We start from the raw sequence: 15,775 nt of genomic DNA, 5'->3' as shown, positions 1-15,775 counted from the left end.
GACTACACCCCGATAACCCACTTCACCCGCAGGCTTCGTCCCGAGGTGAAGCCGCGCTTGAAGAAGGCGATGGAGATTTCCTTGTCGTCGGCATGGCCGCGCGGCGGAATCTCGCCCAGGTCGAAGGCCGACAGCCCCGCCTCCCGGGCGCGCAGGATGGTGTTCCACAGGGGCCAGTGGCCCAGCGGCTTGTCGAACTTGTCGCGGTCGTAGACGCCCGAGGCGTAATAGGCGGTACTGCCCGCCCATACCACCAGGGAGCCGGCGGCCAGGGTGCCGTCCTCGCCGTTTTCAGGGGGCAGGAAGCCCAGCACCATCTCGGCCCGGCCCTGGGCGATCTCGTTCCAATAGACCTGCCAATACGCCTCGTCCCGCCGGCGCCCGCCGGCGATGCGGGCGTGGAAGTCGGGAAACAGGTCGAAGGCGGCGCGGTCGGGGTTGGCGGCGTTGACGAAGGAAAGCGTCAGGTTGCGGCTGCCCCAGTTGGTCAGCGAGCGGTAGCTGTCGCGGATATCGGCGCGCAGAGCCTCGGCCGGGCGGTGGAGGTCGACCATGGCCGAGGCCTGGACGGTTCCTTCGGCGCCGCGATCCACTAGCAGGGCGGCCAGGGGATCGCACGCCGGTTCCGCCGCGCCGCCGATCACCAGACGGGAGGCGCCGCCCCGTGCGGCGGTCTCGGTCAGGTGGTCGAGGGCGGTGGCGAGGCCGTCCTTGATATGCCGGGGCTCGGCATCCGGCTTCCAGGCCAGCACGGCGGGCAGGCCCCACAGCGACACCTGATCGGGGCCGAGGGTGGCGCGGACCCGCACCACCGGACCGGAGGGACCGGTCACCTGGAACGAGATGTCCCGGTGGGCGGGGGCCACGGTGGGATAAAGCCGGGCGGCGAACCCACCGCGCAAGGGGTGGGCGTCCCATTCGAGAAAGCCGTCCGCCGTCGCGCCAGGGTCGATGGGTTCCGCCCGGTACTTGGACATCAGCGCCGCTCCAGCTCGCGCAGGCCGGCCATGTTCTCCGCCACCTTGGTGAAGGCGTTGGCCACGTCGTCCAGGTCGGCGCGGCTGGCCGGCGGGCGGATCAGTTCATGGGTGATCACCCGATTGAAATGGGCGTCCTCGGTATTGGGGCACGATCCGGCGGCGTAGTCGGGAGTGCCGGAATAGTGGGGGCACTTGAACGGACAGCCCACCTCGCCATAGCCCACCTGCTTCTGGTAAAGCGGTTGCAGGTAGAGGGGCCGGACATAGCCCTCGCCCATCAGCACGCCTTCGCCTTCGCGCAATTCTGTGGCGGCCAGTTCGGCCTTCAGCGCGCGGACGAAGGTGGCGCGCGACACGCCCGCCGCCTCGGAATCATAGGACAGGCCGTGGACGTAGTAGACGTGCTCGATTCCGTCCTGGACCCTGGGCATGGACAGGAAGGGGATGCCCTTGATGCGGTCCTCCAGATACCTGACGTTGGCCTCGCGGCGCTTGACCAGATCGGGGCCTTTCAGCAGTTGGCGACGGCCGATGGCCGCCTCGATCTCGCCTAAGCGGAAGTTGAAGCCGATCATGTTGATCAGGTCGGTGGCGCCCTTCTTCTCCACCACTGCCTCGGCATGGTTGCGGATCAGCTGCACCTTCTCGGCCAGACGGGAATCGTTGGTGGTGACCACGCCGCCTTCGCCGGTATGGATGTGCTTGTGGTAGTTGAGGCTGAACACCCCCATGTGGCCCAGGGTTCCCACCGGACGGCCCTTGTAGGTGGCGAAAGGCGCCTGGGCGCAGTCTTCGATCACCGTGAGTCCATGTTCTTCGGCCAACGCCATGATGGGGTCCATGTCGGCCACGTTGCCGAAGATGTGGACCACGATGATCGCCTTGGTGCGCGGCGTGATCTTGGCGGCGATGGTCTTGGCCGACAGGCAGTAACTGTCGGGATCGATGTCGGCGAACACCGGCACGGCGTTGAACACCAGGGCGGCCACCGCCGAGGCGCTCATGGTGTAGGGCGAGACGATGACCTCGTCCCCCGGTCCGATGCCGGCGGCGCCCGCCGCGGCATAGAGACCGCTGGTCGCCGAATTGACGCTGACCGCGTGGGCGGCGTTGAAGGCGGTCGCCCATTCGTGCTCGAAGGCCTTGACCTCGGGGCCGCCGAAGAAGTCGTTGTGCCAGGTGCCGAGAAAGCGCGACAGGATGCCGCTTTCCATCACCTTGGCCACGGCGGCGCGGTCGTCTTCGCCGATGACCGAATAGGCGGGGAACAGCTTGGTGCGGACGGGATCACCGCCCAGAAGGGCCAGGGTGCTCATCAATGGGTCTCCGGCAGGCAGGCGAGGGTGGCGCACAGCTCCTGAACCGCCAGGGCGGTGCGCCCGGTGCTGCGCAAGGGCACGCCGTCGTTCAGGTGGCGGGCGATGTTGTCGACGGCGTCCAGCATGGCGTAACCCAGGCCGCTGTCCTTGGTCGCGCCTTCGGCCAGGGCGCGGTAGCCGGCGAAGCGCGGGCTGTCGGTCACCGGGCGCCGCGTGATCTTGAAGGTGGAATCGGTCAGGCCGATCCGGCCCCCGGCAAATATCAGGTCGGCCTCGAACAGCGAGAAGGCGTTCATGTCGGCCCCCAGCAGATGGATGGGTGCGCCCGCCGCCGTCCTCACCACCACGTCCAGGGTGGGGTCGTCGGCACGGCCGTCCGCCACGGTGCCCAGCGCGCAGACCGGCGCCAGCTCGCCCAGCAGGAAGGACAGCAGATCGAGGAAATGGCTGCCGTTGTTCAGCAGGCCCTTGGTGTACCACGCCGTGGCCTTTTGGAAGGCGCCCCACTGGCCACGGGCGATCTCGGCCTGCAAATGGACGAGGCCACCGGCCCAGCGACGCAGATAGTTCACGCAAAGCGGCTTGCCCGCCCGCTCATAGGCCCGGACGATGGCGCGCGAGCGGGCAAGGTCGTCGGTCAGCGGCTTTTCCGCGAACACCAGCCGGGCGGGAGACGCCAGCAGCGCCTCCAGAATCCCGGCGTGATGGGCGGTGGGAACGCAGACGCTGGCCACATCGTAGGCCACGTTCACTTCGCCCAGGCCGGCGAAGCCGGCGGGGATGCCCCAGGCCCGCATGAAGGCGGCGCGTCGCGTCGCGTCGGGCTCGACGCAGGCGACGATCTCGAAGCCGGGATGGCGGAGATAGGCCTTGGCGTGGGTCAGGATTTGCTCGGACTTCGGGTCAGCCTCGTCATAGCCGCCGGCGATGGCGCCGCAGCCGATGATGACGGCCCGCAGCCGCTCAGACCCAGCGGTGGGCGACATGGTCGTTGATCTTGCGCAACTCGGGCCGCGCCTTGAGCAGGGCCAGGATATCGGCCAGGGAGAAGCCCGCACCGCCGGGCAGCAGCGCCGCGAACACCTGATCGATCATCTGGTAGTCCTGGGGGGTGTCGAGCGTCAGGCGCAGTTCGGGGTCGTACAGCTCGGGCGGCGCCGCCACGTTCTTCAGGGAATAGAGGTCCGGGTGGCGGTAGATGTAGAGGCTGACATGCTCGTGGTCGGTGGGGTCGCTGGTGCGGCGCGCCACGTCGTCGAGAATTCTGGTGGCGAACACCTGGGTGTCCATGCCGATGGGGTAGGTCCGCTCCATCACGTTGGAAAGGTAATCCACCCCCGCCGCACGGTAGGCCTGGACGCATTGCTCGACGATCACCGGGTCGATCAGCGGGCAGTCGCCGGTCAGCTCGACGATGACGTCGGCGTCGAAGGCGTGGGCGGCGTCCAGCACGCGGGCCAGCACGTCGTCCTCCGAGCCGCGCCAGCAGCCGATGCCCAGCTCCGCCGCCAGGACCTCGATGGGGTCGTCGGTGGCGTTGACGGTGGTGGCGACCACGATGCCGTCCAGCGAGGGCACCATGCGCAGCCGTTCGACCATGCGGGCCAGCATGGGCTTGCCCTGGGCCGGCAGCAGCACCTTGCCCGGCAGGCGCGACGAGGTCATGCGCGCCTCGATGGTGGCGATGATCTTCATGGGTGGGCGAAACTCTTCGACGGCGATGGCAAAAGGGTAGGACCGCGCCGTTAAGATCGGCTTAAGCGATCGGGGGAAGGCATGGTAGAAGCGGCTATGACCCCCGACGAAATCCTTTCCCGCGTGCTCTACAAGGACCAGGACGTCATCGTGCTGGACAAGCCCGCCGGGCTGGCGGTGCATGCCGGTCCCAACGCGCCCGATCACCTGGAACTCTACCTGCCGTCACTCTCCTTCGGCTGGGCCGAGGTGCCGCGCCTCGCCCATCGCCTCGACCGCGACACGTCGGGCTGCCTGATCCTCGGGCGTCACGCCAAGGCCATCAAACGCCTGGGCAAAATGTTCGAGCACCGCCGGGTGGACAAGGTCTACTGGTCGGTCTGCCATGGCTCGCCGCCCGCCGACAGCGGTACGGTGGACGCGCCGTTGCTCAAGGTCTCGGCGCGCGGCCAGGGCTGGCGGATCAAGGTCGATCCGGCGGGTCAAGATTCTATTACCGACTGGTCAGTAAAGGGGCGGGGTGAGGGGCTGACCTGGATCGAATGGCGGCCCCGCACCGGGCGCACCCACCAGATTCGCATCCACGCACAGTATCTGGGCTGTCCCCTGTTGGGCGATGCCTATTACGGTCCCGATCCCGAGACCAGGATACGGCTGCACCTGTTGGCCCGCGAGGTGGCCTTTCCCGCCCTGGCGCCGTCCAAGGAGCCGATCCGCGTCACCGCTCCGCCGCCCGCCCATATGGTCGAGGCGTTGCGTAAATGCGGCTGGGCGCCGGAACCCTGACGGCCCCATCCGTATCGACCCCCCATATGGCCTGGGGTGCTCTATATATGTTAGCCTCTACCGAATGGCGTGCCCTGGGCGAAAGTGCGGGGATAACGGCCGGCATGGGAGGTGACGATGTCGATAAAGGGCTTCGTTTCGGCCTGCCTGATGGCGGTTGCCGCCGTCCTGGCGATCATGGCCGTGGTGCTTCTGGCGAGCAATTGGAGCGATTACCGCGCCGCTCGCGATGCCGGCCAACTGGTTGATCTGCTCGGCGTATCCACCCGGATTTCGGAGGCCCTGGCGCCCGAGCGCGGCGCCACCAGCGTCGCCCTCGACGGAGATCCCGCCGCCCGCAAGACCATGGGCGAGGTCCGCGCCACCCTGGACGAGGCCCTGAACGCCACCGAGACGCTGGCGCGGGCCACGCCGCTGCCCGAGGCCCGGGAAGTGGCCGAGGGCGTGGCGACGATCCGCGCCACCATCACCGGCTGGCGCGGCAAGTCCGACGGAGTGATCGGTTCCGACCCCCAGAAGATCGCCGCCTTCCGCAAGGATTTCGTCGCCGGCATGTATGACGTGCTGAAGGTCGCCGGCGGCATGACCGGACGGCTGGAGCACCGGCTGTTCGCCATCGACGCCCAGGTGGCGACCCCGGCCTCCCTGGCCGAAACCGCCTGGCAACTGCGCGACCATGGCGGCCGGCTGGCGACCATGCATCTGTCGGTGATCCAGGGCGGCAAGCCCTTCACGGCGGAGCAGATTCATCAGATCGACCTTGCCGACGGGCGGGTCCAGCAATTGTGGGACATCCTGACCGCCGCCGCTGCGTCGCCCGACAGCCCCGCCGGGCTGCGCGACGGATTGGCCAAGGTGGACTCCGCCTACATGGTGCCGTTCAAGCCTCTGCGCGCCAGGGTGACCAAGGCCGGCATGGCCGACGGCAAGTATGACCTCGATCCCGCCGAGTGGCGGCGCCAGAGCGCCCCCATGCTGCAGGCCATCATGCTGATGCGTGACGCCGCCATCGGCGAGGCGCGCCGGGTCGCCGACGAGAAGCGCGACCATGCCCTGCGCAATCTCATGCTCATGGGCGGGCTGGCATTGGCGGCGGCGGCGGTGCTGGCCTTCGTGGTGGTGAGCATCGGCCGCCGCGTCATCGTGCCGCTGGCCGATTTGACGCGGGTGATCGGCGATTTCGCCGGCGGCTCGCGGGATTTCTCCGTTCCCCATGCCGGACGCAGCGACGAGATCGGGGCCATGGCCGGGGCCATCCGGGTCCTGCGTGACAACGCCCGCGAGGCCGACAGCCGCGCCGCCCAGGAAGAAGTCGCCGCCCGTCAGCGGGACCAGCAGCGCCAGCGGGTGGAATCCGTCACCGTGGCCTTCGTGGATTCCATCGATTCGGTGGTGGGGGGAGTGGCCGCCGCCGTCAACGGCCTGCGGGCGTCCACCGAGACCCTGTCGCAGACCGCCGCCACCACCACCGAGCAATCCACCGTGGTGGCCAGCGCCGCCGAGGAAGCCAGCACCAATGTTCAGACGGTGGCCGCCGCCGCCGAGGAACTGTCCCACAGCATCCAGGAGATTTCCCGCCGGGTGGCGGAAACCGCCACCGCCACCGACGGCGCGGTGCGCGAGGCCGAGGCCACCAACGCCACGGTGCGCGGCCTGGCCGAGGCGGCCCGGCGTATCGGCGACGTGGTCAACATGATCACCGATATCGCCGCCCAGACCAACCTGCTGGCGCTTAACGCCACCATCGAGGCGGCCAGGGCCGGCGACGCGGGCAAGGGCTTCGCCGTGGTGGCCGGCGAGGTCAAGAATCTCGCCAACCAGACAGCCCGGGCCACCGGCGACATCCAGGCCCAGGTAGGGGCCATCCAGGCGGAGACCGAACGGGCGGTGGCCGCCATCGGCGGCATCGCCACCACCATCGCCACCGTCAACGACTACACCATGGGCATCGCCTCGGCGGTGGAGGAGCAGGGGGCCGCCACCCAGGAAATCGCCCGCAATGTGCAGCAGGCCGCCGCCGGCACCAGCGAGGTCTCCCAATCCATCGGCAAGGTGCTCGATGCCGCCCGCCAGACCGGCGTCGCCGCCCGCCAACTGTCGGGGCTGGCCGACGGTCTGTCGGGGGAGTCCGACCGGCTGCGCGGCAATGTGGGCGGCTTTATCAGCGAAGTCCGGGCAAGCTGATCCGTAAAAGGGGCTCCGCTCGGGCCATGGAGGCTCTATACTGCCGCCATGAGCCGTCCACTACCCTTCGACTTCATGGAGCGTCCGCCTCTGCCCCAGGGCGAGGCGGCGTTCAAGATCGTCTCCGACTACCAGCCGGCCGGCGACCAGCCCCAGGCCATCGACGAGTTGTCGGCGGGCGTGCTGGCCGACGAGCGCGATCAGGTGCTGCTGGGGGTGACCGGCTCGGGCAAGACCTTCACCATGGCCCACGTCATCGCCCGGACCAAGCGCCCGGCCCTGGTGCTGGCCCCCAACAAGACCCTGGCCGCCCAGCTTTACGCCGAGATGAAGGGCTTCTTCCCCGACAACGCGGTGGAATATTTCGTCTCCTACTACGACTACTACCAGCCCGAAGCCTATATCCCGCGCACCGATACCTATATCGAGAAGGACTCGGCGGTGAACGAGCAGATCGACCGCATGCGCCACGCGGCGACGCGGTCCCTGCTCGAGCGGCGCGACGTGATCCTGGTGGCCTCGGTGTCGTGCATCTACGGCATCGGCTCGGTGGAATCCTACGCCCGCATGACCGTTTCGCTGAAGGTGGGCGACAGCATCGACCGCTCCGATCTTTTGAAGCGGCTGGTGGAATTGCAGTACACCCGTAACGACGCCGCCTTCGAGCGCGGCACCTTCCGTGTCCGGGGCGACGCGGTGGAGATCTTTCCGGTCCACTACGAGGACCGCGCCTGGCGCCTGTCCCTGTTCGGCGACGAGATCGAGGCCATCAACGAGTTCGATCCCCTGACCGGCGAAAAGACCTGCTCGCTGTCGGAGGTGACCGTCTATCCCTCCAGCCACTACGTCACGCCGCGCCCCACCGTCACCCAGGCCATCAAGGGCATCAAGGCGGAGTTGAAGGAGACGCTGGAGCGTTTCCACGCCGAGGGCAAGCTCCTGGAGGCCCAGCGGCTGGAGCAGCGCACCAATTTCGACCTGGAGATGCTGGAGACCACCGGTCACTGCAAATCCATCGAGAACTATTCCCGCTATCTCACCGGGCGGCGCCCCGGCGATCCGCCGCCGACCCTGTTCGAGTACCTGCCGGAAGACGCCCTGCTGATCGTCGACGAAAGCCACGTCACCGTGCCGCAGATCGGCGGCATGTTCCGGGGCGACTTCAACCGCAAGAGCGTGCTGTCGGAATTCGGCTTCCGGCTGCCGTCCTGCGTCGACAACCGGCCGCTCAAGTTCGAGGAATGGGAGCTGATGCGGCCCCAGACCGTTTACGTCTCGGCCACCCCCGGCCCGTGGGAGATGGAGCGCACCGGCGGCGTGTTCACCGAGCAGGTGATCCGTCCCACCGGCCTGATCGATCCCGTCTGCATCGTGCGCCCTGTCGAGCATCAGGTGGACGACCTGCTGGGCGAGGTGCGCCAGATGGCCCGCGCCGGCAACCGCACCCTGGTCACCACGCTGACCAAGCGCATGGCCGAGGACCTGACCGAGTACATGCACGATAACGGTGTGCGGGTGCGCTACCTGCATTCCGACATCGACACCCTGGAGCGCATCGAGATCATCCGCGATCTGCGGCTGGGGGCCTTCGACGTGCTGGTGGGCATCAATCTGCTGCGCGAGGGACTGGATATCCCCGAATGCGCCCTGGTGGCCATCCTGGACGCCGACAAGGAAGGCTTTCTGCGCTCCAAGACCTCGCTGATCCAGACCATCGGCCGGGCGGCGCGCAATATCGACGGCCGGGTCATTCTTTACGCCGACAAGATGACCGCGTCGCTGGAATACGCCCTGGCCGAGACCAACCGGCGGCGCGAGAAGCAGCAGGCCTACAACGCCGCCCACGGCATCACCCCGGAAGGCATCCGCAAGGCGGTCTCCGATGTGATGGACAGTGTCTACGAGGCCGATTACGTCACCGTCGGCACCGGCGATTCCGGGCTGGCCCATGGGGTCGGGCACAATCTGGCCTCGGTCAAGGCCGACATCGAGAAGCGCATGAAGGCCGCCGCCGCCGACCTGGAATTCGAGGAGGCGGCGAGGCTGCGCGACGAATTGCGCCGCCTCGAGGCCCTCGACCTCGGCATCGAGGTGGATCTGGGCTCCAAGAGCCGTCCGCGCCCCACCGGCAAGCCCAAGGGACGGGGCCGCCGGCGCGGTTGATTCGGCATCTACCCATCGGCCAGGGGGACGACGGCTTTCTACTCTGTTAGAGTAGGTCCAGAGGATGGGGCCGGCGGCGACGCCGGCAGGGAAGGAGCACGGACAAGCTCATGGAGCGGATCGGAAAATACGTCATTCACACGGCGGTGGTGACCTCTGGGTATGCCCGCATTCTGCTGTGCCACGACCCGGACCTGCAGGTGCCGGTGGCGGTCAAGCTGTTCGACCCCAAGCCGGGCGACGACGGGCCGCTCAGCCCGGCGCAGCAGTTGACCCGCTTCCTGACCGAGGTCCGCACCCTGGCTTCCTTCGATCACCCCTATGTCGTCGGGGTGAAGACGCTGGAGCATCTGGCCGACGGCCGACCCTATTTCGTCATGCCCTACATGGCGGCGCATCTGCCCTATGAGATCGGCAAGGATTTCGCCTCGCCCGAGGATGCCGCCGCCGCGTCCGAGCGTGACCGGCCGCGCCGCATGAGCGGCCAGCGGGCCATGCTGGTGATGAAGCAGCTCTCCTCGGCGGTGCTGGCGCTGCACAAGCGCAATCTGGTCCACCGGGCGCTGAAGCCCTCCAACGTCCTGCTGAGCGCCACCCAGAACGGCACGGTCAAGCTGTGCGACTTCTCGCTGATCAAGCTGGCGGAAAAGAATCTGCCGCTGCCCGATTTCTGGATGGGCGACGCCGCCTACACGGCGCCGGAGCAGCGCGAGAACGCCACCGCCGTCAACGCCACCGCCGACGTCTATTCCCTGGGCGTGCTGGCCCATCGCCTGCTGGTCGGCGCGCTGCCCGACCTGTCGGCCGGCCCGGCCGTGCTCGGCGGTGGTTTTCCCGCTCCGCTGGTGGAACTGATCGCCGCCTGCACCGACCCCGAGCCCTCCCGCCGCCCGCCCCATGCGGGCGAGGTTCTGGGCGGTCTGGACCGCGTGCCGCCGCCGTCGCGTCCGGCCCAGGTCAAGCCGGTGGTTCAGGTGGTGAGCAAGCCGCGCGTGGCGGCCCCCGCTCCCCAGCCGGTCGCCGCCGAATCCTGATGACGTCCGATTTCGTGTCGTCTGATCTGCCGCGCGTCGCCCTGGTTACCGGGGGCGGGCGGCGGATCGGCCGCGCCATCGCCCTCGACCTGGCCCGGCTGGGCTTCGCAGTCGCCGTCCATTACCATCATTCGGCCGATGATGCCGATGCGGTGGTGTCCGAGATCGCCGAGATGGGCGGGCGGGCGGTCGGACTGGCCGCCGATCTGGGATGCGAGGCGCAGGTGGCGGCCCTGGTCGGGCAGGCCGCCGATGCCCTGGGACCGCTGGGCCTGCTGGTCAACAACGCCTCGGTGTTCGAGCGGGACGATGCCCTGGGGACGACGCGGGCCAGTTGGGACCTCCACATGGAGGTCAACCTGCGCGCCCCCTTCGTGCTGACGCAGGAATTCGCCCGCCGATTGCCCGATTCCGCCGAGGGATTGGTGGTCAACCTGCTGGATCAGCGGGTGTGGAGCCTCAGCCCCCACTTTACCAGCTATACCCTGTCCAAGGCCGCCCTGTGGGCCGCCACCCAGACCCTGGCCCTGGCCCTGGCCCCGCGCATCCGGGTGGTGGGCATCGGCCCCGGCCCCGCCCTGCCCAGCGCGCGGCAGAGCGAGGCCCAGTTCGCCGCCCAGGTGGCGGACCTGCCCCTGGCCCGTGGCACATCGCCCGACGAAGTCTGCCGGACGCTGCGCTTTTTATTGGCGACTCCCTCCATCACCGGCCAAATGATCGCATTGGATGGTGGACAGCATCTGGGGTGGGCAACCTCCGGGAATGCTCCCGAGGAATAGGGAGACCGTTTGCTGCGTTGCGGTAGCCGCTTCTTTTGAACCGCTTCCGCAACGGTCCAGGCAATGCCTGGGACTCTGCCTCAATGGGGAAAAGTGTCGAGTTGTTCACAGGCGTTAACGCGCCGGCGCGGTTGTCAGGAACCCCCCTTTCTGTCCAGGGAAAAAAGCCGATATTTGCCAATTGTTTACACTTGACTTGGTTAAGTCATTGAAAAATAAAGACATGGCTATCGTGCTTACAAAATGGGCAAAGTGCTCGGACCCAAGGAGACTCAAGGGGGCGACCCGTACCGCATGAACTTGCCAACAGACTTATCCACAAGTTTCGTGGATATCCCGTGATGCAAGGAAAATTCTACTGCCCCTGCGAAATAGATAGGTTCATTCTCTGCCGCTGGTCTGCGGGAGACGTGATTTGACCGAATCGGAAGCCCCCGCCACGCCCCTGGCCACCGGCGTGGAGGTTATCGCCCAAGTGGTGGCGACCCTGCCGGGAACGCCCGGCGTCTATCGCATGCTCAACGGCAAGGGCGACGTTCTTTACGTGGGCAAGGCCAAGAGCCTGAAGAAGCGGGTGGTGGCCTATACCCGGCCCGACCGCATGCCGCTGCGCATTCAGCGGATGATCGCCGAGACCGCCACCATGGAGGTGGTGACCACGCGCACCGAGGTCGAGGCGCTGCTGCTGGAAAGCAACCTGATCAAGACCCTGGGGCCGCGCTACAATATCCTGCTCAAGGACGACAAGAGCTTTCCCCATATCCTGGTCACCGCCGACCATGACTGGCCGCAGGTGCTGAAGCATCGCGGCGCCAGAAGCCGCAAGGGCGAGTATTTCGGCCCCTTCGCCTCGGCCGGCGCGGTCAACCAGACCCTGGCGGCGCTGCAGCGGGCCTTCCTGCTGCGCTCGTGCTCGGATTCGGTGTTCGCATCGCGCACCCGGCCCTGCCTGCTGTTCCAGATCAAGCGCTGTTCGGCGCCCTGCGTCGACCGTATCCCCCGGGAGGAGTATCTGGGGCTGGTGGAGGAGGCCAGGGCCTTTCTGTCGGGCCATTCGCGCCGCATCCAGCGCGACCTTACCGCCCGCATGGAAGCGGCGGCCGAGGATATGGAATACGAGAAGGCGGCGGTGTTCCGCGACCGCATCCGGGCGCTGGCCCGTATCCAGGCCCATCAGGACATCAACCCCGCCGAGGTGGAGGAGGCCGACGTGGTCGCCCTGCATCAGGCCGGCGACGGGGTGTGCATCCAGGTGTTCTTCTTCCGCTCGGGCTGCAATTACGGCAACCGGGCCTATTTTCCCGTTCACGCCCAGGGCGAGGAGGCGCCCGAGATCATGGCCGCCTTCCTGGGGCAGTTCTATGCCGACAAGGTGCCGCCCCGGGAAATCCTGCTGTCCCAGGAGCCCGCCGAGGCCGGTATCGTCGCCCAGGCCCTGTCGGAGAAGGCGGGGCGCAAGGTGGTCCTTTCGGTGCCGAAGCGCGGAGACCGCAAACGGCTGGTGGAACATGCCTGGGACAACGCCCGCGACGCGCTGGGCCGCCGCATGGCGGAAAGCGGGGCGCAGCGCAAGCTGCTGGAAGGCGTGGCCGAGGTGTTCGGGCTGGATGCGGTTCCCGAACGTATCGAGGTCTACGACAATTCCCACATCCAGGGCTCGGACGCGGTGGGGGCGATGATCGTCGCCGGCCCCGACGGGTTGATGAAGTCGTCCTATCGCAAGTTCAACATCCGCTCCACCGAACTCACCCCCGGCGACGATTTCGGCATGATGCGCGAAGTGCTGACGAGGCGCTTCGCCCGAGCCCAGAAGGAAGACCCCGACCGCGACCGGGGGCTGTGGCCCGATCTGGCGCTGATCGACGGCGGCCGGGGCCAGCTCAACGCGGCGCTGGGCGTGCTGGAGGAGTTGGGCATCGACGACGTCATGCTGGTGGGCATCGCCAAGGGGCCCGACCGCAATGCCGGGCGCGAGCGCTTCTTTCTGGCGGGCAAGGAGCCCATCAGCCTGGAGATGCGTCACCCGGTGCTCTATTTCCTGCAGCGCCTCAGGGACGAGGCGCACCGCTTCGCCATCGGCACCCACCGGGCCAGGCGCTCCAAGGGGCTGGTGCAATCCACCCTGGATGCCCTGCCCGGCATCGGGCCGAAGCGCAAGAAGGCGCTGCTGCACCATTTCGGCTCGGCCCGCGCCGTAGCCGAGGCGGGGGTGCCCGACCTGGAAAGCGTCGAGGGAATCAGCCACGCCATGGCCAAAAAGATTCATGACTACTTCCATCCCGAGGGTTAGTATTCGCCCGCCATGCTGACCAGCCTCCCCAACCTGCTGACTCTTTCGCGGATCGTCGTGATTCCGCTGGTGGTCGGGCTGTTCTATGTGGAGGGCGAGGCCGCCCGCTGGACCGCCTGCGCCCTGTTCGTGGCCGCCGCCATCACCGATTGGTTCGACGGCTATCTGGCGCGCTCGTGGAATCAGGTGTCCAAGTTCGGCCGTTTCCTCGATCCGATCGCCGACAAGCTGCTGGTCGCCTCGGTGCTGTTCATGCTGGCCGCCTTCGACCGCCTCAGCGCCATATCGTTCCTGCCCGCCCTGATCATCGTGCTGCGCGAGATTCTGGTCTCGGGCCTGCGCGAATTCCTGGCCGAGGTCCGGGTCGGCATGCCGGTGTCGCGCCTCGCCAAGTGGAAGACCGGCATTCAGATGACCGCCATCCCCGTGCTGCTGGTGGGCGATGTCGCCACCTTCATGCCCACCCGTCTGGTGGGCGAGGTCGGCCTGTGGGTCGCCGCCATCCTGACCATCATCACCGGCTGGGACTACCTGCGCTCGGGCATGCGGTACATGGGAGAGTCGGCGGAATGAAGGTGTTCGGGATCGCCGGGCGCTCCGGGATGGGCAAGACCTCGCTGATCATCCGGTTGATTCCCTGGTTCCGGGGCCGTGGCATCACCATCTCCACGGTCAAGCAGGCGCACGAGGCCTTCGACGTGGACAAGAAGGGCAAGGATTCTTACGAGCACAGGGAAGCCGGCGCTTCCGAGGTGATGATCGCCTCGGCCCGGCGCTGGGCGCTGATGCACGAGTACCGCGACGAGCCGGATTATTCCATGGAACAGTTGCTGGCCCGCATGAGTCCGGTGGATCTGGTGCTGGTCGAAGGCTTCCGCCAATGGCCCCATCCCCGCCTGGAGGTCTGGCGCGAAGAGGGGGGCAAGCCGCCCTTCTGGCCCGAGGACGACCGCATGATGGCCCTGGTCAGCGACAAGGGCGTTGCCGGCTGCCCGCTGCCTCAACTGAACATCGACGATACCGATTCCATCGGCCGGCTGATTTGCCAGGAGGTGGGGCTGTGACCGACCGCTTCGCCGCCGGTACGGAGATGATGAACGTCGCCGACGCCCTGGCCCGGCTGGAGGCGAAGCTGTCGCCCGCCGTGGAGGCCGAGGATGTCCGCCTGCACGACGCCTTGGGCCGCATCCTGGCCGAGGATGTGGTCTCGGCGGTCAACGTGCCGCCCCACGACAATTCGGCGGTGGACGGCTGGGCCTTCCGCCGCGCCGATCTGCCCGCCGACGGGCGTCTTCCGGTGGTGGGCCGCGTCGCCGCCGGCCATCCCCTGGACGGGCCGCTGCCCCGGGGCGGCGCGGTGCGCATCTTCACCGGCGCTCCCATGCCGGCCGGTGCCGATACCGTCGCCATGCAGGAGGATTGCAAGGACCTGGGCGAGGCGGTGGTGCTGCCCACCCGGCTGGCCGAGGGTGACAACGCCCGTGCCGCCGGCGAGGACATCTCGCGCGGGTCGGTGGTGCTGCACGCCGGAACCCGCCTGCGGCCGCAGGAATTGGGCGTCGCGGCGGCCACCGGCCGTTCGTCGCTGCGGGCCTACAAGCCGCTGAAGGCCGCCGTGTTCTCCACCGGTGACGAAATCCGCGATCCCGGCACCGACCTGCCGCCCGGCTGCATCTATGACACCAATCGCTTCACCGCTTCGGGTCTGCTGCGTGCCCTGGGGGCCGAGGTCACCGACCTGGGCATCCTTCCCGACCGCTTCGAGACCATCAAGGCGGCCCTGGCCGAGGCGGCGGAAACCCATCAGCTGATCCTGACGTCGGGCGGCGTGTCGGTGGGCGACGAGGACCATGTGAAGCCCGCCGTACTGGCCCTGGGCTCGCTGGATTTCTGGCGCCTGGCCATCAAGCCCGGCCGCCCGGTGGCCCTGGGGGAAGTGGCGGGAACGCCCTTCGTCGGACTGCCCGGCAATCCGGTGGCGGTGATGGTCACCTTCATGCTGATCGCCCGGCCCATGGTGCTGCGCCTGATGGGGGCCGCCCAGACGGCCTTGCCCCGCTATCCGGTGGAAGCCGGCTTCGCCTTCAGGCACAAGCCGGGGCGGCGCGAATATCTGCGCGCCCGGCTGGCCCACATGAACGGGCGGCTGGTGGCGGCAAAGTTCCCCTCGGACGGCTCCGGGGTGCTGACCTCCATGACCTGGTCGGACGGGTTGGTGGACATCCCCGAGGCGCGGGGCGACATCGCGCCGGGCGAGATGGTGGATTTTCTCTCCTATGCGGACATGATGCGATGAAGGTGCTGTACTTCGCCTGGCTGAAGGCCAAGACCGGAACCGGCGAGGAAGATATCGTCCCGCCGGCCGCGATCACCACCGTCGGGCAACTGGTGGAGTTCCTGAAGGCCCGCTCGCCGGGTCATGCGGCGGCCTTCGAGTCCATCAGCGCGGTGCGCGTCGCCGTGAACCAGGATTTCGGCAATCTCGACACGCCGGTCAAGGCCGGCGACGAGGTGGCGTTCTTCCCGCCGGTTACCGGAGGCTGAC

Annotated in this window: 14 protein-coding genes; 10 read left to right on the top strand and 4 right to left on the bottom strand. The window is 67.7% G+C overall.

The genetic code is table 11. The features are described from left to right. Positions 1-2: 2 nt before the first annotated feature. The 4 genes from CP958_RS13265 to CP958_RS13250 are packed head-to-tail and all read right to left on the bottom strand — an operon-like array spanning position 3 to position 3,994. Positions 3-977: a GNAT family N-acetyltransferase gene (locus tag CP958_RS13265; protein ID WP_096702432.1), complete on the bottom strand. Its 975-nt coding sequence runs from the start codon at positions 975-977 to the stop codon at positions 3-5. Beyond that, a complete protein-coding gene (locus CP958_RS13260) occupies positions 977-2,296 on the bottom strand; it encodes a DegT/DnrJ/EryC1/StrS family aminotransferase (protein WP_096702431.1) in 1,320 nt (439 codons plus the stop codon). Before CP958_RS13260 ends, CP958_RS13265 begins: the two co-directional genes overlap by 1 nt. Continuing rightward, the gene (locus tag CP958_RS13255) at positions 2,296-3,285 is read right to left on the bottom strand and encodes a Gfo/Idh/MocA family oxidoreductase (protein ID WP_096702430.1); all 990 of its coding nucleotides are present in this window, start codon (positions 3,283-3,285) and stop codon (positions 2,296-2,298) included. The genes CP958_RS13260 and CP958_RS13255 overlap by 1 nt, the downstream gene beginning before the upstream one ends. Beyond that, positions 3,263-3,994 (bottom strand): glycosyltransferase family protein, encoded by a 732-nt coding sequence (locus CP958_RS13250; protein WP_096702429.1) that lies wholly within the window; start codon positions 3,992-3,994, stop codon positions 3,263-3,265. Before CP958_RS13250 ends, CP958_RS13255 begins: the two co-directional genes overlap by 23 nt. 96 nt (positions 3,995-4,090) lie before the next feature. Between CP958_RS13250 and CP958_RS13245 the strand changes: the two genes are divergently transcribed. From CP958_RS13245 to moaD, 10 genes are all read left to right on the top strand, one after another. Next, a complete protein-coding gene (locus CP958_RS13245) occupies positions 4,091-4,780 on the top strand; it encodes an RNA pseudouridine synthase (protein WP_096702428.1) in 690 nt (229 codons plus the stop codon). A 117-nt stretch (positions 4,781-4,897) separates the two neighbouring features. Then, entirely contained in the window at positions 4,898-6,964 is a 2,067-nt protein-coding gene (locus tag CP958_RS13240; protein ID WP_096702427.1) for a HAMP domain-containing methyl-accepting chemotaxis protein, read from the top strand. Positions 6,965-7,039: 75 nt separating this feature from the next. Beyond that, a complete protein-coding gene (uvrB, locus tag CP958_RS13235) occupies positions 7,040-9,127 on the top strand; it encodes an excinuclease ABC subunit UvrB (RefSeq protein ID WP_141400534.1) in 2,088 nt (695 codons plus the stop codon). 110 nt (positions 9,128-9,237) lie between these two features. Beyond that, the gene (locus CP958_RS13230) at positions 9,238-10,161 is read left to right on the top strand and encodes a serine/threonine-protein kinase (RefSeq protein ID WP_096702425.1); all 924 of its coding nucleotides are present in this window, start codon (positions 9,238-9,240) and stop codon (positions 10,159-10,161) included. Continuing rightward, positions 10,161-10,940, top strand: a complete 780-nt coding sequence (locus CP958_RS13225) for an SDR family oxidoreductase (RefSeq protein ID WP_096702424.1) — start codon at positions 10,161-10,163, stop codon at positions 10,938-10,940. Before CP958_RS13230 ends, CP958_RS13225 begins: the two co-directional genes overlap by 1 nt. Before the next feature lie 415 nt (positions 10,941-11,355). After that, positions 11,356-13,230: an excinuclease ABC subunit UvrC gene (gene uvrC, locus CP958_RS13220; protein ID WP_096702423.1), complete on the top strand. Its 1,875-nt coding sequence runs from the start codon at positions 11,356-11,358 to the stop codon at positions 13,228-13,230. 12 nt (positions 13,231-13,242) lie between these two features. Beyond that, positions 13,243-13,803 (top strand): CDP-diacylglycerol--glycerol-3-phosphate 3-phosphatidyltransferase, encoded by a 561-nt coding sequence (gene pgsA / locus CP958_RS13215; RefSeq protein WP_096702422.1) that lies wholly within the window; start codon positions 13,243-13,245, stop codon positions 13,801-13,803. Then, on the top strand, positions 13,800-14,294 hold the full coding sequence (gene mobB, locus CP958_RS13210; protein ID WP_096702421.1) for a molybdopterin-guanine dinucleotide biosynthesis protein B: 495 nt from the start codon (positions 13,800-13,802) through the stop codon (positions 14,292-14,294). Before pgsA ends, mobB begins: the two co-directional genes overlap by 4 nt. Then, entirely contained in the window at positions 14,291-15,526 is a 1,236-nt protein-coding gene (gene glp / locus CP958_RS13205) for a gephyrin-like molybdotransferase Glp (RefSeq protein WP_096702420.1), read from the top strand. Before mobB ends, glp begins: the two co-directional genes overlap by 4 nt. Then, on the top strand, positions 15,523-15,774 hold the full coding sequence (gene moaD, locus CP958_RS13200; protein WP_096702419.1) for a molybdopterin converting factor subunit 1: 252 nt from the start codon (positions 15,523-15,525) through the stop codon (positions 15,772-15,774). Before glp ends, moaD begins: the two co-directional genes overlap by 4 nt. Position 15,775 lies beyond the last annotated feature (1 nt).

It is taken from the genome of Magnetospirillum sp. 15-1, assembly GCF_900184795.1.
Lineage (GTDB): Bacteria > Pseudomonadota > Alphaproteobacteria > Rhodospirillales > Magnetospirillaceae > Phaeospirillum.
This window is presented reverse-complemented; position numbering and strand designations above follow the sequence as displayed.

What these genes read in the sequence shown, in the direction of transcription:
- CP958_RS13265 (WP_096702432.1), bottom strand. Translation starts at nt 977, where the DNA reads ATGTCCAAGTACCGGGCGGAACCCATCGACCCTGGCGCGACGGCGGAC.
- CP958_RS13260 (WP_096702431.1), bottom strand. Translation starts at nt 2,296, where the DNA reads ATGAGCACCCTGGCCCTTCTGGGCGGTGATCCCGTCCGCACCAAGCTG.
- CP958_RS13255 (WP_096702430.1), bottom strand. Translation starts at nt 3,285, where the DNA reads ATGTCGCCCACCGCTGGGTCTGAGCGGCTGCGGGCCGTCATCATCGGC.
- CP958_RS13250 (WP_096702429.1), bottom strand. Translation starts at nt 3,994, where the DNA reads ATGAAGATCATCGCCACCATCGAGGCGCGCATGACCTCGTCGCGCCTG.
- CP958_RS13245 (WP_096702428.1), top strand. Translation starts at nt 4,091, where the DNA reads ATGACCCCCGACGAAATCCTTTCCCGCGTGCTCTACAAGGACCAGGAC.
- CP958_RS13240 (WP_096702427.1), top strand. Translation starts at nt 4,898, where the DNA reads ATGTCGATAAAGGGCTTCGTTTCGGCCTGCCTGATGGCGGTTGCCGCC.
- uvrB (WP_141400534.1), top strand. Translation starts at nt 7,040, where the DNA reads ATGGAGCGTCCGCCTCTGCCCCAGGGCGAGGCGGCGTTCAAGATCGTC.
- CP958_RS13230 (WP_096702425.1), top strand. Translation starts at nt 9,238, where the DNA reads ATGGAGCGGATCGGAAAATACGTCATTCACACGGCGGTGGTGACCTCT.
- CP958_RS13225 (WP_096702424.1), top strand. Translation starts at nt 10,161, where the DNA reads ATGACGTCCGATTTCGTGTCGTCTGATCTGCCGCGCGTCGCCCTGGTT.
- pgsA (WP_096702422.1), top strand. Translation starts at nt 13,243, where the DNA reads ATGCTGACCAGCCTCCCCAACCTGCTGACTCTTTCGCGGATCGTCGTG.
- mobB (WP_096702421.1), top strand. Translation starts at nt 13,800, where the DNA reads ATGAAGGTGTTCGGGATCGCCGGGCGCTCCGGGATGGGCAAGACCTCG.
- moaD (WP_096702419.1), top strand. Translation starts at nt 15,523, where the DNA reads ATGAAGGTGCTGTACTTCGCCTGGCTGAAGGCCAAGACCGGAACCGGC.